Here is a 19,307-nt window from a genome sequence, read left to right on the forward strand (position 1 = left end):
TTCCGACAAATGTTAAAGAAAAAGCAGGGAAAGACGGAGACCGTGGTAAGCTTCTTGGCCAGTTTGGAGCTGATGAAAATGGGGAAGATAACCTTAAAGCAGGAAAATGCCTTTGGAGACTTAGACATCACCGTAAACAAAGAGGCGGAGCAGGAAGAAATGGATCTGACGCTGGTGGAAGATTTTGATTAAAAATGCTTTTAGAAGGGAGTAAGGTAGGTGGAGGAAAACGAACAATACTCTTTAAAAGAAGAGTTGGAACGCACTTTGGCGGAAGAAGATGCCGAAGCCTCAGAGAATAAGGCTTTGACAGGGGATGATGCCGAAGCCTTGCAGGAAAGGGATTTTGCCGAAGAAAAAGCCGAAGGTTCCCGGGATAAGGACGAGGTTCTAAGCTTGCAGGAAGAAATCGAAAGAGAAGATGCTCTAAGCTTGCAGGAAGAGGAAGATTTACTGGAAGCTCTTTTGTTTTCTTTGGGAAGAACCGTAAGTCCGGAGGAAATGGCGATTTGCCTGCATATGGGTGTGGATGGAGCAGAGCTTGCGGCAGAGCGTTTACGGAAAAAATATGAGGAGCGGCAAGGCGGTCTTTTAATCCGAAAGCTGGAGGGAAAGTATCAGATGGTCAGCCATCCCAAAACCTATGATGCTTTGATTCGGGTGGTTAAGCAGAGCCGGAAACCGGTGCTTTCCGATGTGCATTTGGAAACCCTTTCCATTATCGCCTACTGCCAGCCGGTAACAAAGGCGGAGGTGGAGCGGATTCGTGGCGTAAAGTCCGACCATGCGGTCAATCGTTTGGTGGAATTCGGTTTGATTGAAGAGGTAGGCCGTTTGGATGCTCCCGGTCGTCCGGTGCTCTTCGGCACCACCGAGGAGTTCCTGACTCGTTTCGGTGTGGATTCTCTTGCCTCTCTTCCCAGCCTTCCCAAGGATTTGGAGAAGCTTTTGGAAGAGGAAGTAACGGAGGAATTAAAGGACAGCCTTGGCTTAGAGCCGGAGAAGCCGGAAGAGCCTAAGGAAGAGAAAGTAGAAGAGGCCCAAGAAGAAAAGTCGGAAGAGCCTAAAGAAGAGTCGGAAGAATCTAAAGAAGAGAAGCAGGAAGAGTCTAAAGAGGAACAGCCGGAAGAAATGGAAGCGGAAGACAATGTAGAGGAAGAAAATCCGGAGCCGGAAGTTTTTTCTGATAGCGAAGAAGAAAAAGAACCGGACGAAGCTTCGGATGAGGCGGAAGAAGTAGAGGAAGAAAATACAGAAGAAATTATAGAAGAAAGTTCAGAAGAAAGTACAGAAGGGCAGGAGGACGCGAAGGCATTGGACCCGGAACAGTAGGCAGGGACCTTTTGCAAGAGGAAGAAAGCTTTATTGAAGCTTATCTTATGGAATTGGAAGCGGAGAAGGAAGTAGAGCTCGAAGAAGACAAGGACGAGGACAACGAAACGGTCGAGAAATCAGAAGCCGAAGATGAATCGGAGGCTGATGTGGAACCGGAGTCCGAAGAGGAAATAGAAGAGATACAGGAGCCGGAACTCGAAGAAGAACCAAACCTTCTCCCTGCAAGGGGAACCTGCCGTAGAAAGCCGTTAAGAAACTGTTATAGAGAAGAAAAGGGAGTGCAAAGAAATTCCTGGAGAAAGGAGAAATGCAAGTGGAGGCTAAGTTAAAAATCAAATATCATGTAAAGGAGCTGGAAAAGCTTCGCTACATTGACGGAAAAAGTGACTGGATTGATTTACGGGTAGCGGAAAATGTCAGTATGAAGCAGGGAGAATACCGCCTAATCAGTATGGGTATTTCCGTGGAAATTCCCAAGGGCTATGAAATGCTGATTGTTCCCAGAAGCTCGGCCTATAAGAACTTCGGGATTTTGCAAACCAATGCCATGGGAGTGGTGGATGAATCCTTCTGCGGTGACAATGACATTATCCACATGCCTATCTTAGCCATGCGAGATACGGAAATTCATATCAATGATCGAATCGGACAGTTCCGCTTGATGCCCCACCAGCCGGAGGTGCATTTTATTGAGGTGGATCATCTGGATAACGAAGACCGTGGGGGTTTTGGCACCACCGGGAAGGCATAATAGGAGGGGAAAATGCAAAAAAGGAAGAACAAAAAAGGAAAAAGCTTAAGCTCTTTTCTGCTACTCTTTCTCCTTCTCTCCTTAAGCCTTTTTGCCTGTAAGAATAAGGCGAAGGAATATCGTCTTCTGGGAATCGAAGCTCTGGAACGGGGAGACGGAAAGACGGCATTGGAAAACTTTAATCTGGCCTTGGAGAAAAGTAACGGGCAGGTCTCCGCTTTGCAAATGGATATTCTCGCTTATAAGATTGAGGCGGAAATTCAATTGGGAAATATTTCCGATGCGGAGGAAAGCCTGCAAAGCTATAAGACCTTGGCGAAAAAGGATTTGCCCCTGCTGGAAGAGAGAATTGCCGGAAAAAAGCTGATTCAGGAGCTGGGAACTGCTTTGAATGACAATAAGCTGGAGGATGCGGAGAAGCTCCTTTCAGAAATCAAGGAAAAGGGACTGGAAGAGGATCGGGAGTATCTTTTCGATGCAGCGGTATATCTGGAGAAGACCGCCAAATGGCAGGAAGCCTATGAAGCCTTTCAGCAATACAGTACCCGTTATCCCGGGGATGAGGATGCGAAAAGGGAGCTAAGCTTTCTGAAAAATCGTATGGAAGCGCTGGAGAAGAATCCGCTGTTGAAGGAAAAAGCAGGAATTACGGAAAATCAGGAAACAACGGAGACTACAGAGACCACAAAGGAAAGCAATTAAGAAAAGCAAGACTATTTCAAAAGGAGCTGGAGAATAATCGTAGAAGTTTTCTATCTTGCATAGAGTCTATGTAAAACTTGATTATTTTATAGCTCCTTTTTTAGTGTCAAAAATTCGTAGTCAAAACTTGAATGTTTTTGGAGTTTTTTCAAAAAAATATTAGAACCAAAATAGTTTTAGGAATTTATTCCAAAAACTATCTCGAAATAAATGGTTTTTGGAATTGAATCCAAAAACTTTACTTTCTATAGAAAGGATGCTATTCTCAACGAGAAGGGAGGTGCCGGGGTGATTATAAGAGAAGAATATCTGAATAAGCTAAAGGTTCTCAAGGATAAACACATTATCAAGATTGTGACCGGAATAAGAAGATGCGGAAAATCAACGCTACTCCTCCAGTTCCAAGATTGGCTGTTAGAGCAAGGGATTGATCAATCCCAAATTATTTTTATTAACTTTGAGGACCTGGAGTATGAGGACTTGAATAATTATAGAAGTCTTCATAAATATATTAAAGAGAAGTTAAAGAAAAATACGAAGACCTATATTTTTCTGGATGAAATTCAAAATGTAGATAAGTTTCCTAAAGTATTGGATAGTCTACAGTTAAACCCGGATATAGATTTGTATGTGACCGGCTCAAATGCCTATATGCTTTCCAGTGAGATTGCTACCCTGATCTCCGGAAGATATATCCAGATTGAGATGCTTCCTTTGTCTTTTAAGGAATACTGTCTGGCAAAAGGGGGATATGAAGACAGAGCAAGAAAATATACCGATTACTTGTTAAGCAGTTCCTTTCCCTATGCTTTAGCTCTGGATTCAGAGCCCAATATCATCAGGGATTACTTGGAAAGTATCTACAATACGATAGTAATTAAAGATATCATGAACCGGAAACAGGTGACGGATTCCATGATGCTTCAAAGTGTTTTGAAGTTTATTTTTGACAATATCGGGAATCCCTTCTCCACCAAGAAAATAGCGGATACCATGACTTCCGACGGTAGGAAGATTGATTCTAAAACGATAGAAAAATATCTTACGGCTTTGCAGGAATCTTACGTCATTTATCAAGCTAAACGCTTTGATATCAAAGGGAAACAGTACCTTAAGACCTTGGATAAATACTATGCGGTAGATATTGGACTTCGATATATGCTTCTGGGCAAACAAGCTATGGATGCAGGACATATATTGGAAAATATCATTTATTTGGAACTGCTTCGCAGATCCTATGATGTGTATGTGGGAAAGGTAGATAGCTTTGAAGTGGATTTTGTCGCACAGAATCAGGATGGCAATCATTATTATCAGGTGGCTCTGACGGTAAGAGAAGAAGCTACCTTGAATAGAGAATTAAGACCATTGCAAATGCTTCAGGACGACTATCCCAAGGTGCTCCTTACACTGGATGATGATCCTCCAAGGGATATAGACGGCATAAAGATTCTGAATGCAAGAGACTGGCTATTGGATTTGAAGCAGTAGAATGGAAATTAAAGCTGTACAAATGGAAATCAAAGTCGTAGACATGGAAATTTTCTTGCGAGGACAGGAAAAGGATAGTATACTTTTTTCTCGTATACTTATGCCCAAAGGAGAGTAGCAGATGGCGAAGAAAAAAACGGGAAAGCAAGTAGGAGAAAGAGGTGCAAATATGGCAAGATATGAGGAATTATCCGTAGAGGAGTTGGAAGCCTTAAGAGCGGAATTAAAGGATGAGTACAGGCGCTACCAGACCATGGATATGAATCTGGATATGAGTAGAGGAAAGCCCTGTAGAGAGCAGCTGGATTTGAGCAATGATATGATGGATGCTCTGGACAGCAATGCGGATATGTATTCCAGCGAAGGTGTGGATGTTCGAAATTACGGTGTATTGGATGGTATCGCAGAGGCGAAGGAGCTTCTTTCCGATATGATGGAAAATCATCCGGATCATATCCTCATTTTCGGAAACTCTTCTTTGAATGTTATGTATGACTCCATTTCCCGTTCCATGACCCACGGTGTTATGGGAAGTACCCCCTGGTGCAAGCTGGATGAGGTAAAGTGGCTTTGCCCGGTTCCCGGTTACGATCGTCACTTTGCCATTACCGAGTACTTTGGGATTAAGATGATTCCGGTACCTATGACGGAGCATGGTCCGGATATGGACATTGTGGAGGAGCTGGTAGCTTCCGATGAGGCGATTAAGGGAATCTGGTGTGTGCCGAAGTATTCCAATCCTCAGGGCTACAGCTATTCCGATGAGACGGTACGCCGTTTTGCCCGCCTGAAGCCTGCAGCCAGAGACTTCCGTATCTACTGGGACAATGCCTATGGTATGCATCACCTTTATGACCATGAGCAGGATTATTTGATTGAGATTTTGGCGGAGTGTAAGAGAGCGGGACATCCGGATTTGGTGTATAAGTTCGCCTCCACCTCCAAGATTTCCTTCCCGGGCTCCGGTATTGCTTCCATGGCAACCAGCTTGAACAATCTGGAAGATATTAAGAAGCAGGTACAGTACCAGACCATCGGACACGATAAGGTAAACCAGCTTCGTCATGTTCGTTTCTTCCAGGATATTCACGGTATGGTGAAGCACATGCAGAAGCATGCCAATATTCTTCGTCCCAAGTTTGAGATGGTGGAGGATATTTTCGAGAAGAACCTTGCAGGAACCGGCGTGGGAGAATGGACTAAGCCGAAGGGCGGATATTTCATCAGCTTTGAAACCCTTCCCGGCTGTGCAAAGGCTGTAGTGGATAAATGCAAAAAGGCCGGCGTAAAGCTGACTCCCGCAGGTTCTGCCTTCCCCTACAAGAAGGATCCCAATGACAGCAATATCCGTATTGCTCCAACTTACCCACCATTGGAGGATCTGCGTATTGCCTCCGAGCTTTTCACCCTCTGTGTAAAGCTGGTAAGTGTGGAAAAGCTTTTAAAGGATAAGAAGGAAGGACAGGCTTAAAGGCTACTCTTCCCCTAAAAATTCCTGTAAAAGGTAGGTATAGACCTTTTGGTGCTTGGCCTCCCATTTTAAGCAGAGAGCCTTGGCACTTTCTTCATCGGGAACCGTAAGCTCCACTCTACAGAGTAGAGTGCGATTTTCCCGAATTTCCAGCTGCACAAGGTATTCCTTTGTGTCTGTCTCCGAATAATCGGAATATAGGGCCGCCTCACTTTGCAGGCGGCTTTTATTTTTGGAAAGAAAGAGGTCCATGTCCTCCCGCACCAGCTCCGGAATATCCTGGGAAAAGAAATTTAATGTCTGCTTGCCCTCCTCCGTGATTTCGTAGCGGGTGGTGCTTTGGCTGTGCTCTGCGGAAATAAGGGAAGCCTCCTCCAAATCATTGATGCATTGCTGTAAAGTGAAATAGGTGGTATATTCATTTTCTAAAAAAAATCCGCTAAGCCGACTGTTGCTTAGGGGGTATTTTACGGAATGGAGTAAATAAAGAATCATCAGTTTGTATTGGGTCAATGCTTCTGTAGCCATAAATTCCTTTCTTTATCCCATAAAAATGGGAGTTTCTGTTTTTGATGGGAGTTTCCGTCTTGTTCAGAATATAAATCTTTGCAAAATGCGCTTTTTTCTAAGAAATACGCTATACTGCTCTAAGGAAATTGCTTTTCCGAAAGAAAAGCCTGAGCCTAAAAGAGAAAAAAGCAAAGAATGGAATTAGTTTAACAGAATTGTAAGCCTAGTTGCAATAGAAGGAAGCGTTAATGGAAAATTCTGTCTTTCTCGAAAGGGCTTCCTGTGCTAAAATAAAGCCCTATGGAGAGTTTGCTATGAGAGAAAAAATCAATAAGTTAGCCAGAGGAATTATCGAGGAAGGAATCCCTTCCCTGCATTTTTCTGTTGAGCAGATTATGGCTGTAATTCCTTATCGGGAAAGTCGAACATTTGAAATCTTTTTGCAGTCGGTAAACGGAGTCGCCATGCGTGGCCTGGTCTATGCCAAGGGACCCTATCTAACCCTGCATAAATCCGCCTTTGGAGGTGTACGTACCAAGGTAAGCTTTACCATTGATACGAAGAACCTGGGGGATGAAGAAGAAATCAAAGGGGAGCTTTGCTTTGTCTACAATGGGGGAGAGAAGCGGATTCCCTATTCCTTTGTGGTGGAAAAACAGCCCTCTGCAAAGCAAATCCATGAGATTAAGGACTTTTCTCATTTGCAACACATGGCGGAGGAGGACAGAAAGGCTTGCAGCAGAATCTTTGATTACAGCGATTTTTTGGAAGCCCCGATTTTTCAGGATATTACCGCCCTTAGACTCTATGAGTTTTTAAAGTCCTGCGGAGACAGAACCCTTGCTTTAGAAGAGTTTTTGACCTATTTCTCACATCGCCCGAAGAATGCCATGAGGCGGGAAGTGCTTCCCTACCAAAGACGGGAGGAAAGGGAAGAAGTTCTTCATTTTCCGGAGGATGCAAGCCTGGAAGAAAAGATTACGGAGTGCATCCACAGAGGAGACTGGAGTCTTAGCGCCTTTGCCCTTTACAAAAAGGGTGTAGAGGAGAATGTTAAGATTACAAAATTATATGAGAACCTCCTTTATGCTATGCCCATGGGATATTCGGAAGAATTACCCAAGGGGGTATATCTTTATTTCTCCTATGAGTATCGTTTAGAAGAGGGAATCAAGCTTCCTCTTTATTATAATATTTTGAAGAATTTCCAGGAAGGTTCCGAGATTTTCTCTCACTTTGCAAGGCCGATGCAGGACTATGCCATTTCCTGTCTTTTGCGGGGGGAAATCAATGAGGAGCTGGCTTTGTTGTATAGCAAGCTGATTTTACCGGAAATGATTGATGAAAGGATGGCGGAGTTCCTTCCGAAGATTTTAAACAGTTATCTGGTGGAGGTGGAGGATCAGAGCATTGAGCGTCTGGTACTGACTCACCCTGCTTTGCGCAGGGAATGTTCCTTCCCGGTGAAGGGGGGATTTTGTACGGTGCCCATGCCCCTTCCCAACATGATTCTTCTTTTCCAGGATGCCTTGGGAAACCGCTACAGCCGGGTACCCCACAGAAAGACCAGACTGATGGAAGAGGCGGAGTTGGAGAAGAAGTGCCAAAGCCTTTCGGAGGACAAGGGCATTTTCCTGATTCGGAAGACTCTTAGCCTGGTGGAAAAGGGAATTTCCGACAGTAAGGACCTGGAACTGATGGAAAAGGCCTTTTCCTATGAGGATTTTACCCTGTATTTTCGGATGAAGATTTTGCATCTGATTCTTTCCTACCATAAGAAGGCGGAGGGGGTAGAGTTCCCGAAGGAGAATCTGGAATTTTTCCATGCCCTTCCCTTTGGGGCTTTAAAGAAGGAAGAGAAGGAGGATGTGCTCAGTGCCCTGATTTATCGGGGGGACTATGACAAGGCATTGGAATATCTCATTGCTTATCCCTACCTTTCCCTGGATAAGCGGGCATTGGAAGCATTTTTAGAGGGAGCTCTTTCCCAGGCCCGGGGAGAGAAGGTCTATGGAGAAGAGGAAAGGGAGATGCTTTTGTATCTTTCGGAAAAGGCCTTTCTTTCCAAGCTGGAAAAGGACAGTATTCTTCATTTCCTTTTGGAGGAGTATAACGGTACTACGGAAGAGATGCTGCAAATGATGCGGGCAGCAGACCAAAGGAAGCAGCAGAAGGCGAAGATTCCTTCTTCCTCCTTCTTAAACATGGGAGAGCGACTTTTGGCCCAGAGCCTTTTTGCGGAAAAACGAAAGGAAAGCGAAGAGATTTTTGCCCTCTATACCCGTTACGGGGGAGCGGATCCTTTGCTTCTTCGTGCCTTTTTTACAGCCTATTCCGCCTCTGTCTTCCTGGGACAGAAGCCGGAAAAAGAATGGATTATGCAGCAGATTTTTGAAGAGGTTCGGGGAGAAAGCCATAAGGAAAGAGTGCCGGTGCTTTATCTTTTGGCATTGAGTCTTTCTTTCTCCAGGAGAAAGGAGCTTAAGGAGGAAGAGCTGGAGGAGCTTAACGTCTTCCTGCCGATTCTTTTGGAAAAATCTTTGATTTTCAGCTATACCAAGGAACTGGGAAAATTTGTTTCCCTGCCCAATGAAATATTAGAAAAATCCGTCCTGGAATATCACGGAAGAGAAGAGGAAAAGCCTTTCCTGTCTATAAGAAATCAGGGAGAAGAGGAGTTCCACAGAGAGGAATTACAGGAGTGCTATCACGGCATTTACACCGCTTCCTTCCTGCTTTTCCCGGGAGAAAGCATGGAATATCGCTTTACTGTAGGAAAAGAGGACACGCTATTGTATCAGTCCACCCTGAAGAAGGAATCATCCGAGAAATCCTATGCGGGAGAGGATGCCTATACCAAGCTTTGTCGGATGTGTGAGCTGATGACGGAGAAGCAGGCAGAGCCTTTACTGGAAATGATGGAAGAGTACGGCAAGAAGGAAATTGCTTTATCGAAATTACTGGAGGAGTAAGAGAAAGAGGTATTTGTGAAAAGCATTGGCATTAGTTTAGGGGATGATTATACCGACATTTCCCTATATCAGGAAGAATATACATATCGCTTTCCTACTCTTCTTTGTAGAGAGAAGCGAGGGACGCAGTTTTCCATCGGTGAGGAAGCATACAAGAAGAATCTCACCGGAGGAGTAGTATTGGTGGACAAGCTTCTGTCCCTGTTTAAGAAAAAGGGCAGTGCCACCATTGAAGGGCAGTGCTATGAGGCGGAGGAGCTTCTGTCCATCTTCCTTCGTTCCCTGCTGAAAGAAGGAGAGAAGCGGATAGAGGAAAAGGAGCTTCCGGAGGAAGAGGGAAAGGATACTTTAGTCCTTACCCTTCGGGAGGGAGAGCCGGAGCTCTTTAAAAGATTAAAGGAGCTTCTGGAAAAGCTTTTCGGAGAGGAGTATTCGGTGCAGTGCATCAGCCACACCGAGGCCTTTGCCCACTACCTTTTACGGCAGGATAAAACCCTCTATAACCGATTGGTGGGCATGTTTGAATTTTCCAACCAGGTGCTTCACTACTATGAAATGCAGGTGTCCAAGGGGGCGAAGAAGTATGCTATTTCCGCCGGGGAAGCCCAGCCGGAGGCCATTTCCTTCGACATTATGGAAAAGCCCCAGGGAAAGCGGATGGCAGACCAGATTCTTTCCGGGCTTAGCGATAAAATTACCAGAGGGAAGGTCTATAGTGCCTTCTTTTTGTCCGGAAAGGGCTTTGAAAGTACAGAATTTGCTCCGGGCTTTATGAAGAAGCTTTTAAAGGGAAGAAGAGTTTGTGTGGAATCCTTCCTCTTTGCCATCGGGGCTTTGGAATATGCCAAGCTTTTGGGAAGTGGAGAAGAGGAGGAGTATCTTCTTCTTTGTGAAACCAGGGTGGCTTATGATGTTTCCCTCCGGGTGAGTCAGAAGGAAAGGGAATTCCCCTATTATCTGGCAAAGGCGGGAGATGCCTGGCTGGAAAAGGAAGAGGAGCTTTTGCTCCTACCGGACCGACAGGATTATATTGATTTTACGGTGCAGCCCTTCGTGGGAAGCAAGGGAAGGCAGCTTCGGATGCTGCTGGATGGCTTTCCGAAGAGAGAGGAGCGTTGCACGAAGCTCTCTTTAAAGAGTCGATTTGTAGATGCTTCCACCATTTTGATTCGGGTGGAGGACAAGGGCTTGGGAGACTTGCACCCTGCCTCCGGAATGGTGATTGAAGAGCGAATCAGTTTGGGAAAGGAGTAAAGCATGGCAGTGATTTTATGTCAAAAAGAAGCTACATTTCCCTATTATTATGAGCGATTGGATATTTCCATCCATTCCTTGGAGGAGCTTTGCTATGCGGTGGGGAAGTATCCCCTCCTGATTCCGGAGCATTTTGTGGATCATCGTCTATTGGAATGGGTCAGTACCGGCTTAAATCGCCCCATGCTTTCCGAAAAGCTGAAGCAATTAAAGGACATGGGGGAGCGGGAGGAGCGTTTGCTTTTCCGTCTGCTTCGGGAGTGCTCCTATTTTACGGAGAGAGAGCTGGAGGATTTTTCCTTAGAGCTTAGAAGGATTCAGGCTTTGTCCGAGCCGGAACGGAAGGAAAGGATGGGAGACAGCTTCTTTTCCTTGAAGAAATATAGAAAGGCCTTGGATGCCTATCAGGACGCATATCATTTGGAGGAAAATGGCAGAAGGCTTCGTAAGATTGCGGAGTCCTACCTTTATCTAAAGCAGTTTCAAAGAGCAGGGGATGCTTTTGCGAAATTGTATAAAAAAAATCAGGATAAGGCCGCTTTACGAAGACTGTATTTCCTGTCTCAGATTACCTTTCCGAAGGATCGGTATAAGGAGCTTTGGCAGGGGGTAGAGGAAGACCTGGTCAAGGAATGGCAGGCAGAGTGGGAAGAGGCTTTGGAAGAAGCGGATCAGGCGGAAGGAATTTTAGAGCTGAAGAATGCCTATAACGAGGGAGAAGAGGCATTTTTCCAAGAAGCGGAGAAAAAGCTGGAAGCCTGGAAAGAAGAAATACGTGGTAGAGCCTAGTACAGGAGGGGAAAATGAAAGAACTTGCAAAACAATATAATCCGGAAGAGGTAGAGGACCGTATCTACGAAAAGTGGCTGAAGGGAAATGCCTTCGCCGCAAAGGTAAATCCGAAGAAGAAGCCCTTTACCATTATGATGCCGCCTCCCAATGTTACCGGGCAGCTGCACATGGGACACGCCCTGGACAATGCTTTACAAGATACCCTGATTCGTTTTAAAAGAATGCAGGGCTTTGAGGCCTTGTGGCAGCCGGGAACGGATCATGCAGCCATTGCCACCGAGGTAAAGGTTATCAATAAGCTGAAGGATATGGGCATTGATAAGTGGGAGCTGGGAAGAGAAGGCTTCTTAAAGGAGGCCTGGAAGTGGAAGGAAGAATACGAGGATCGTATTGTAAACCAGCTCCATAAGATGGGCTCCTCCGCAGACTGGGATCGTCTTCGTTTTACCATGGACGAGGGCTGCTCCCATGCGGTGCTGGAAACCTTTGTTCGCCTGTATAAGAAGGGTTTAATTTACCGCGGTTCCAGAATGATTAACTGGTGTCCTGTTTGTAATACCTCCATTTCCGATGCGGAGGTTTTACATGAGGAGCAGGAAGGCTCCTTCTGGCACATCCTTTACCCTGTAGTGGGAGAGGAAGGTCGCTTTGTGGAGATTGCTACCACCAGACCGGAAACTCTCTTAGGGGATATGGCGGTGGCTGTAAATCCTGAGGATGAAAGATATAAGGACATCGTAGGAAAACAGCTGCATCTTCCTTTAACGGACAGAGTGATTCCGGTGATTGCGGATGCCTATGTGGATAAGGAATTCGGAACCGGTTGTGTAAAGATTACTCCTGCCCATGATCCCAACGACTTCCTTGTAGGAGAAAGACACGGCTTAGAGGTTTTAAACATCTTAACGGATGATGCCAAGATTCTCTGTGAAGGCTCCCCCTATAACGGCATGGATCGTTATGAAGCCAGAAAGAAGATGGTGGAGGATTTAGAAAAGCAGGGACTCTTAAAGAAGGTAGTGCCCCACAGCCACAACGTAGGGGTGCATGATCGTTGCGGAACCACCGTTGAGCCTATGGTGAAGCCCCAGTGGTTTGTGAAGATGGAAGAGCTGGCAAAGCCTGCTATCGAAGCACTGAACAAGGGAGATTTGGAATTTGTTCCGGAAAATTACGGAAAGACCTATCTGCATTGGCTGGAAAATATCAAGGACTGGTGTATTTCCCGTCAGCTTTGGTGGGGACACCGTATTCCCGCTTACTATTGTGAGGACTGCGGGGAGCTAATCGTATCTTTGGAAAAGCCGGAATGCTGTCCAAAGTGTAAGAGCACCGCCCTTCGTCAGGATGAGGATACCCTGGATACCTGGTTCTCCAGTGCCCTTTGGCCCTTTGAGACTCTGGGCTGGCCGGAGGAGACGGAAGATTACAAATATTTCTATCCTACGGATGTGCTGGTTACCGGCTATGACATCATTTTCTTCTGGGTAGTTAGAATGGTATTCTCCGGAATTGAGCAGACCGGAAAGACACCTTTTAAGAAGGTACTGATCCACGGTCTGGTGCGAGACGATCAGGGAAGAAAGATGAGTAAGTCCTTGGGAAACGGAATCGATCCTTTGGAAATCATCGGTACCTACGGGGCAGATGCCTTGAGAATGACGCTTCTTACCGGAAATGCTCCCGGAAATGATATGCGTTTCTATCATAGCCGTGTGGAAGCCAGCAGAAACTTTATGAATAAGGTTTGGAATGCTTCCCGTTTCCTCTTTATGAATGTAAAGGAAGAGGAGAAAGAAGCTCTTCTCTCTTTGGTAGGAAAGAAGGAAGCAAGTCTTGAAGAGGTGCTTTCCGTCATTCCCAAGAACCTGGCTCTGGCAGATCAGTGGATTCTTTCCAAGTGTAACCACACCGTTTCGGAGGTGACCAGAAACTTAGAGTCCTTTGACCTGGGAATCGCCCTGGATAAGATTCAAAACTTTATCTGGGAAGAGTTCTGTGACTGGTATATCGAGATGGTGAAGCCCAGATTGTACAGTGAGGGTGGAGAGAGTAAGACTCTTGCTCTTTGGACTCTCTTAAAGGTTTTGAAAACTTCCTTAAGTTTGTTGCACCCCTTCTGCCCCTTCATTACGGAAGAGATTTACGATACGGAGAAGTCTTTATTCCCGGGCGAAGAGAAGATGCTGATGCTGTCGGATTGGCCTGTTTTTGCGGAAGAACTGGACTTTTCCGAGGCGGAAAAAGAGGGAGAGACCATCAAGGAAGCGGTTCGCGCCATCCGAAATATTCGTACGGAAATGAATGTTCCCCCATCCAAAAAGGCTACGGTTTACATCGTAAGCGAGGACGAGGGGTTAAGAAAAACGTTTACACATAGTAAGGTATTCTTTGCTACCCTTGCTTATGCACAGGATGTTATAATACAGCAAGACAGAACAGGTATTCCTGAAAATGCTGTTTCTGTCTTGATACCGAAGGCCAACATTTTCCTTCCCTTCTCTGATCTGGTGGATTTGGATCAGGAAAGAGAGCGTTTGGAGAAGGAAGAGGAGAGGCTGAAGAAAGAAATTCAACGTGCAGAGGGAATGTTAAAGAATGAGCGCTTCCTGTCCAAGGCACCGAAGGAAAAGGTGCAGGAGGAAGAAGAAAAGGCTATGAAGTATAGACAGATGCTTGAGCAGGTTCTGGAAAGAAAGAAGGCTCTTTCCTAAGCTTTAACTTCCCGAGTAGACGGGAGGTTTTATGTGTAAAGCAGAGAGAACAACGGTAGAGGAAAAGAAGAGAAGAGTATGGGGCACCTTGCTCCTGCTTTTCTCCTTCTTCTTCCTCTTTTCTTTTCAGAGTTTTCAAGGACATGCCGAGGAAAGGGCAGCCACCAAGGAAGAGCTTACCGGCGTGAAGAAGGGAAGCACCACAGCCTATATCTGGGAAAAGGAAGACAGCGCCTGGAAGCTTTTGTATCTGGACGTAAAGAGTAAGTCCTGGAAGTATGCCAAGGATCGTTGGGTACAGATTGGAGACCGTTTTTATTACTTTAATGCCGAAGGAAAGATGGCTGAAGGCTGGTTTAACGAGGACAGCCACTGGTTTTTCGCCCAGTACGACAATAAAGAGCAAAACAGCGATACTGCAGGCGTAGTTCTAACAGGATGGGCAAGCATTCCGGATGAAAATGGAAAGTTCCACACTTTCTACTTTGAAAAGGATGAGCAGGGACGCCCCAGAGGCATGGTACAGGCTGAGGGAGAAACCAACATTTCCTATCTGATTGAGGGGAAAAACTATTACTTTGATGCTCTGGGCTATGCGGATAAGAAGCTGATTTCCTTTGATGTGACGAAGTATCCAAGAGGCAGAGTCTAAAGAGTATAGAATGTCCTGTAATCGCTAAAATTCGAAAGAGCATAGATAGAGAAGAATACAGCGTAAACACAGAGTAAATACAGCGTAAATACAGAGTGAATACAGAGTAGAGATTTTATGACTATCAAAATTATTGCTGTTGGGAAAATCAAAGAGAAGTTTTATCGAGAGGCACTTTCTGAATACGGAAAGCGCCTTTCTTCCTATTGTAAATGGGAAATTATTGAAGTGGCAGATGAAAAGACCAAGGAAGAAGCCAGTGAAACGGAGGTTTTGCAGGTTTTGGAGAAGGAGGGAGAAAGAATACTTGGTAAAATTCCGGATCGTGCCTTTGTGATTGCCCTTGCCATCCTGGGAAAGGAGCTGGACTCCGTAGCCTTTGCCAAATTTTTGGAAAAGCAGGCTCTCCACGGAGAAAGTGAATTCTGTTTTGTGATAGGAGGCTCTCTGGGACTGGCCCCCTCCGTTCTTTCCAGGGCCAACTATTCTTTAAGCTTCTCTGCCATGACCTTTCCTCACCAGCTTATGCGAGTGATTCTTTTGGAGCAAATATACAGAGCCTTCCGTATAAATGCAGGGGAACCTTATCATAAGTAAAAAAGAAAAACGCATAAAAAAGCCATTGCTTATAAATTCTTTTTATTTAAGTCAGACAAAAATTTTATAAATCGTGCAAAATGCTGGTAATCCTATTGGGAGAATGTTACAATCAAAAGCAGTTTTAAGGAAATCGTAAATATCTCAATAGAATAGGAGGAGAAAATGTACCAGTCAGGCACGTATGTGGTTTATGGCTGTAAGGGTGTCCATAAGATTATCGGAACGACACACCTGAATTTAGAAGGAATTCCAAAAGACAAAGAATATTATATCTTGCAGGCAGTAAAGAAACCGGATGGTGCCGTATATGCTCCGGTAGAGGCAGGCAAGACCAACATGCGATCGGTAATGACCAGAGAGCAGGCGGAAAGCTTTATGCTTAGTGTGGAGAACATTCATGCTTTACAATGTAAAACGCCGAAACAGCGGGAAGAGAATTGCAGAGACAGTATCAAGAGCTGTGCGCCGGATGCGTTGTTACAGGTGATTAAGACCTTAATGGAAAGAAGAGTGGAACGGGCAAGACAGGGGAAAAAACTCACTCTTTTGGACTTACACTTTATGGAGCAGGCAGAGGATATTCTTTACGAGGAACTCTCCATTTCCCTCAGCATCCCTAGAGTGGAGGTGGAAGAAAGAATCCATGCCCATTCTCCCAAGAAGGCCGGCTAGAGCATAGAGTAGATGGAGAAGTCGGTAAGAAAAGATGGTAGAAAGCTAGAGGCTGTAAGAAAGTAAGGGATACGCAGCTTTACCAAAACAGCGATACAAAAGATACTTATATAAAAACAGCTTTGGCGCAGGGACAATCTTAGCCCCTGTACCAAAGCTGTTTTTTATAGCGTATTATTTTCTCTTCTTGCCTACAGTATTATTTTCCCGGACTTCCCTATCCCTTCTTGCTTTCCCCTCCCTCTTTTCGTATACTAGGCATGTTCAAAAACTAAGAATAGAATTTAAGGTGTTAAAAAATATAATGAATAAGCAATTATTAGAAAGTATACGATATCTTGTAATGGGAGTTCTCACCACTTTAGTGAATTACGTGATTTATCATGTTCTGGATCTTCTTTTGCAAAAGCAATCAATTTCTCCCTTCTTTTCCTATAAAATCTCCTATGGGGTTGCCTTCTTCTTGGCGGTGGTCTTTGCCTACTACGGAAATAAGTTTTTTGTCTTTCAAAAAACGGAAAAGAAGGGAATTCAGGAATTTATTTCTTTCTTTTCCCTGAGGGTGTTTTCCGGCATAGCCAGTTTTTTCCTGCTGGTATTTTTTGTGGATATTTTGCATTTTTCCCATGGGCTGGGATGGCTGGGAAGTTCGGTCATTAATCTGGTGGGAAATTACTTTGCCAGCAAATTTTTGATTTTTAAGTAAGGAGAAGATGCTATGAATAAAGAGAGAAACGCTTTCGAGAAAATCCGTTTAGGAAAGCAGGAAATCATTTCCTTCCTGCTCCCCCTTCTGGCCATGCTGGGAATTTTTGTGGCAAAGGGCATATTTCCTTTTGGAAAAGAAAGCTTTTTGCGTACGGACTTATATCACCAGTACGCTCCCTTTTTTCAGGAATTTCAAAGAAAGCTGCAATCCGGGGAATCTTTACTCTATAGCTTTCATATAGGTCTTGGCAGCAATTTTATTGCTCTGATTGCCTACTATCTGGCCAGCCCTTTGAATTGGTTTATTTTGCTTTTTCCTAAGGGCTTGGTGATTGAGTATGTAAGTTATTTGGTGCTTCTGAAAATTGCGCTGGCGGGCGCTACGGCATCCCTGTATTTTCGCTATCATTTTCAGAAAAACAGTCCCTACTTTATAATCTTCGCCCTGCTTTATGCCCTGTCCGGCTATATCGCGGCCTATTCCTGGAATGTAATGTGGCTGGATTGTGTACTGCTTTTCCCTTTGATTCTCCTGGGCTTGGAGCGAATGATGGAAAGGGGAGAGGTTGGACTGTATACGGTAAGCTTGGCTCTTTCCATTCTTTCCAATTATTACATCAGCATTATGATCTGCCTTTTTTTGGTGGTATATTTCCTGTTCCAGTTTTTCTTTATCCTCCGGGAAAGAAGACAGGGGATTTTTCTCATTCTTTTTCGCTTCGGCCTTTATTCCTTGTTGGCCGGGGCAATGGCGGCGGTTTTTCTGCTCCCGGCTTATTTTGCCCTGCGTTTTACCGCTTCTTCCAGCATTTCCTTTCCGAAGACCTTTACCCAATACTTTGGCATTATCGACATGCTGGCCAGACAGTTTGCCTTCGTGGAAACGGAACAGGGCTTAAAACATTGGCCTAATATTTATGCCGGAACCTTGTTGCTCTTTTTGTTGCCTTTGTATTATCGAAATCAAAGCATTTCCCTTTCTCGAAAATGCTTTTACGCTATCCTGAGCATTTTCTTCTTTTTAAGCTTTTCCATCAATGTTTTGAATTTTATCTGGCATGGCTTTCATTATCCCAACAGCCTGCCTGCAAGACAGAGCTTCTTGTACATTTTCCTCCTCCTTACCCAGGGGGCGGAGCTTATGGTGAAGCGTAAAGGGAATACGAAAAAAGACTACAGCCTTTCCTTCTTCCTCTGCTTTGTCTTTGCGCTTTTGTGCCAGAAGCTGATTACGGTGGAGGGCTTTCACTGGTCTGTGTTCTATCTGGGCATGCTCTTCAGCTTTTTGTATTATCTTCTCTTTGTGCTGGAGAAAAAAGCATTTACCCCAAGAAGCTTTTTCTATACCTTGCTGGCTCTTTGCTTTATAGAAGCTACGGCAAATATGGCGGTGACCTCCGTACCCACAACCAATCGGGCGAATTATCTGGAGGGGCAAAAGGAAACGGCTACCCTGCTTTCGGAAGTCAAGCTGGAGGATTCCGATTTTTACCGTGTGGATAGGGCGGATCGTAAAACCAAGGATGACGGAGCTCTTATGCAGTATCCCAGTGCCTCTATTTTCTCCTCCACAGCCTACGGGAAAATGTCGGAGGTTTATACTCTCTTGGGAATGGAAGCTTCCACCAATGCTTACGCGATTAACGGGGCCACACCCTTGATGAATAGTCTTCTTTCGGTAAAATATCTGATTACCAAGGAAGAATTGAAGAATGCGGAGGAACAGGGGCTGGCTTATTGGACAGGAGAGGGAGACTATCGCCTGTATGAAAATACCCAAACACTGCCGGTAGGCTTTGCTTTAAGCGAAGAGGAGCTGAAGCAGTGGAATGAAAAGGCGGGAACTCCGGCGCTGGTACAAAACAGTATTTCCGAATCTTTAACAGGGGAAAATGCCCTGGAAACCATTCTTGGTGAAAGAGAAGGAGAAGATTACCGTTTTACTGCCGGCGAGGAAGGTCACTATTTTGCCTATGTGAATAACACGAAGGTGGAAGAGGTCAAGGTGCAATTTCCGGAGAGAGAGAAAAGCTATGACCATGTGGATAGAGGATATTTGCTGGATTTAGGCTATCTTTCAGCCGGAGCGGAAGTAAAGCTCAGCTCCAAGACGGAGGGGCAGAGCATGGATGCCACCGTATATCGTTTTCATTATGATGTACTTTCCGATTTTGTGGAGGCTCTGTCCGGACGAGGATTTAAGCTTGGCAAAATGAATACAAGAACGATAGAAGGTACGGTGCAGGCCAAGGAAGAAGGGAAGATTTTCTTCAGTATTCCCTATGATCCGGGCTGGAAGGTCACGGTAGATGGAAATAAGGTGGAACCGGAGGCAGTCTTCACAGGATTTTTAGGCGTTCCCGTATCGGAAGGACAGCATACCATTCGTTTACAATATACGCCGGAGGGATGGAGATTCGGACTCTTACTAAGCTTTACGGCAATCCTTTTCTTCGCAGCATTTCTCTTGATTCGGAAGAAGCTGGGGCCGGCACCAAAAAGCTTGGAGCAGCGTTCCGGGGCAGAGAACCTGCGGGTGAAGATTCCCCATGACAATATTCCCAACGGAAGAAGCCGGAAAAGGGGACACAGTCCCTACCCGATAAAGGTTTATACCGGTAGACTTCCCAGAGGAAGAAAACGGGGACTGGAAGTGGAAAAAATGGATGTAAAGGAGTAGCGG

17 protein-coding genes are annotated in these 19,307 nt (G+C 45.1%); 16 read left to right on the forward strand and 1 reads right to left on the reverse strand.

All coding sequences use genetic code 11. From position 1 onward, the window contains the following. The 7 genes from RYL27_RS03790 to RYL27_RS03820 all read left to right on the forward strand — a co-directional run. Positions 1 to 192, forward strand: a 192-nt coding sequence (locus RYL27_RS03790; RefSeq protein ID WP_314965357.1) for a segregation/condensation protein A, incomplete at its 5' end; no start/stop codon positions are given. Positions 193 to 219: 27 nt separating this feature from the next. After that, a complete protein-coding gene (gene scpB / locus RYL27_RS03795; protein WP_314965359.1) occupies positions 220 to 1,332 on the forward strand; it encodes an SMC-Scp complex subunit ScpB in 1,113 nt (370 codons plus the stop codon). Between the two features lie 47 nt (positions 1,333 to 1,379). Further along, a complete protein-coding gene (locus RYL27_RS03800) occupies positions 1,380 to 1,664 on the forward strand; it encodes a hypothetical protein (RefSeq protein ID WP_314965360.1) in 285 nt (94 codons plus the stop codon). Continuing rightward, positions 1,649 to 2,086 carry a dUTP diphosphatase gene (locus tag RYL27_RS03805; RefSeq protein WP_040649546.1) on the forward strand — a complete coding sequence of 146 codons (438 nt, stop codon included), beginning with the start codon at positions 1,649 to 1,651 and terminating at the stop codon, positions 2,084 to 2,086. Before RYL27_RS03800 ends, RYL27_RS03805 begins: the two co-directional genes overlap by 16 nt. Before the next feature lie 12 nt (positions 2,087 to 2,098). Continuing rightward, positions 2,099 to 2,788 (forward strand): hypothetical protein, encoded by a 690-nt coding sequence (locus RYL27_RS03810; RefSeq protein WP_314965361.1) that lies wholly within the window; start codon positions 2,099 to 2,101, stop codon positions 2,786 to 2,788. A gap of 288 nt (positions 2,789 to 3,076) precedes the next feature. Beyond that, positions 3,077 to 4,279, forward strand: a complete 1,203-nt coding sequence (locus tag RYL27_RS03815) for an ATP-binding protein (protein ID WP_314965362.1) — start codon at positions 3,077 to 3,079, stop codon at positions 4,277 to 4,279. Positions 4,280 to 4,448: 169 nt separating this feature from the next. Continuing rightward, a complete protein-coding gene (locus tag RYL27_RS03820; protein WP_304071044.1) occupies positions 4,449 to 5,750 on the forward strand; it encodes an aminotransferase in 1,302 nt (433 codons plus the stop codon). A 3-nt stretch (positions 5,751 to 5,753) separates the two neighbouring features. On the opposite strand, the gene RYL27_RS03825 is transcribed toward RYL27_RS03820, so the two are convergent. Further along, positions 5,754 to 6,278, reverse strand: coding sequence for a DUF4364 family protein (locus tag RYL27_RS03825; RefSeq protein WP_314965364.1), 525 nt, complete (start codon positions 6,276 to 6,278; stop codon positions 5,754 to 5,756). A 296-nt stretch (positions 6,279 to 6,574) separates the two neighbouring features. Here RYL27_RS03825 and RYL27_RS03830 point away from each other — a divergent pair, with 296 nt between their 5' ends. From RYL27_RS03830 to RYL27_RS03870, 9 genes are all read left to right on the forward strand, one after another. Further along, a complete protein-coding gene (locus RYL27_RS03830; protein WP_314965366.1) occupies positions 6,575 to 9,232 on the forward strand; it encodes a DUF5717 family protein in 2,658 nt (885 codons plus the stop codon). Between the two features lie 15 nt (positions 9,233 to 9,247). Further along, entirely contained in the window at positions 9,248 to 10,486 is a 1,239-nt protein-coding gene (locus RYL27_RS03835; RefSeq protein WP_314965368.1) for a DUF5716 family protein, read from the forward strand. Positions 10,487 to 10,489: 3 nt separating this feature from the next. Continuing rightward, complete coding sequence (locus RYL27_RS03840; protein WP_314965369.1) at positions 10,490 to 11,275, forward strand: hypothetical protein; 786 nt, start codon at positions 10,490 to 10,492, stop codon at positions 11,273 to 11,275. A gap of 14 nt (positions 11,276 to 11,289) precedes the next feature. Next, positions 11,290 to 13,992, forward strand: coding sequence for a valine--tRNA ligase (locus RYL27_RS03845; RefSeq protein WP_314965370.1), 2,703 nt, complete (start codon positions 11,290 to 11,292; stop codon positions 13,990 to 13,992). 31 nt (positions 13,993 to 14,023) lie between these two features. After that, a complete protein-coding gene (locus RYL27_RS03850) occupies positions 14,024 to 14,644 on the forward strand; it encodes a cell wall-binding protein (RefSeq protein WP_314833300.1) in 621 nt (206 codons plus the stop codon). Between the two features lie 117 nt (positions 14,645 to 14,761). Further along, entirely contained in the window at positions 14,762 to 15,241 is a 480-nt protein-coding gene (rlmH, locus tag RYL27_RS03855; protein ID WP_314965372.1) for a 23S rRNA (pseudouridine(1915)-N(3))-methyltransferase RlmH, read from the forward strand. Positions 15,242 to 15,406: 165 nt separating this feature from the next. Then, on the forward strand, positions 15,407 to 15,916 hold the full coding sequence (locus RYL27_RS03860; protein ID WP_304071018.1) for a CarD family transcriptional regulator: 510 nt from the start codon (positions 15,407 to 15,409) through the stop codon (positions 15,914 to 15,916). Between the two features lie 304 nt (positions 15,917 to 16,220). Further along, positions 16,221 to 16,622 (forward strand): GtrA family protein, encoded by a 402-nt coding sequence (locus RYL27_RS03865; RefSeq protein ID WP_304071016.1) that lies wholly within the window; start codon positions 16,221 to 16,223, stop codon positions 16,620 to 16,622. A 12-nt stretch (positions 16,623 to 16,634) separates the two neighbouring features. Continuing rightward, positions 16,635 to 19,304 carry a YfhO family protein gene (locus RYL27_RS03870; RefSeq protein ID WP_314965376.1) on the forward strand — a complete coding sequence of 890 codons (2,670 nt, stop codon included), beginning with the start codon at positions 16,635 to 16,637 and terminating at the stop codon, positions 19,302 to 19,304. The last annotated feature ends 3 nt before the right edge of the window (positions 19,305 to 19,307 follow it).

This window comes from Oribacterium sinus (assembly GCF_963537195.1).
In the GTDB taxonomy this organism is placed as follows: Bacteria; Bacillota; Clostridia; order Lachnospirales; family Lachnospiraceae; genus Oribacterium; species Oribacterium sinus_A.

What these genes read in the sequence shown, in the direction of transcription:
- RYL27_RS03870 (WP_314965376.1), top strand. Translation starts at nt 16,635, where the DNA reads ATGAATAAAGAGAGAAACGCTTTCGAGAAAATCCGTTTAGGAAAGCAG.
- RYL27_RS03825 (WP_314965364.1), bottom strand. Translation starts at nt 6,278, where the DNA reads ATGGCTACAGAAGCATTGACCCAATACAAACTGATGATTCTTTATTTA.
- RYL27_RS03860 (WP_304071018.1), top strand. Translation starts at nt 15,407, where the DNA reads ATGTACCAGTCAGGCACGTATGTGGTTTATGGCTGTAAGGGTGTCCAT.
- rlmH (WP_314965372.1), top strand. Translation starts at nt 14,762, where the DNA reads ATGACTATCAAAATTATTGCTGTTGGGAAAATCAAAGAGAAGTTTTAT.
- RYL27_RS03800 (WP_314965360.1), top strand. Translation starts at nt 1,380, where the DNA reads ATGGAATTGGAAGCGGAGAAGGAAGTAGAGCTCGAAGAAGACAAGGAC.
- RYL27_RS03845 (WP_314965370.1), top strand. Translation starts at nt 11,290, where the DNA reads ATGAAAGAACTTGCAAAACAATATAATCCGGAAGAGGTAGAGGACCGT.
- RYL27_RS03810 (WP_314965361.1), top strand. Translation starts at nt 2,099, where the DNA reads ATGCAAAAAAGGAAGAACAAAAAAGGAAAAAGCTTAAGCTCTTTTCTG.
- RYL27_RS03850 (WP_314833300.1), top strand. Translation starts at nt 14,024, where the DNA reads ATGTGTAAAGCAGAGAGAACAACGGTAGAGGAAAAGAAGAGAAGAGTA.
- RYL27_RS03865 (WP_304071016.1), top strand. Translation starts at nt 16,221, where the DNA reads ATGAATAAGCAATTATTAGAAAGTATACGATATCTTGTAATGGGAGTT.
- RYL27_RS03830 (WP_314965366.1), top strand. Translation starts at nt 6,575, where the DNA reads ATGAGAGAAAAAATCAATAAGTTAGCCAGAGGAATTATCGAGGAAGGA.
- RYL27_RS03840 (WP_314965369.1), top strand. Translation starts at nt 10,490, where the DNA reads ATGGCAGTGATTTTATGTCAAAAAGAAGCTACATTTCCCTATTATTAT.
- RYL27_RS03820 (WP_304071044.1), top strand. Translation starts at nt 4,449, where the DNA reads ATGGCAAGATATGAGGAATTATCCGTAGAGGAGTTGGAAGCCTTAAGA.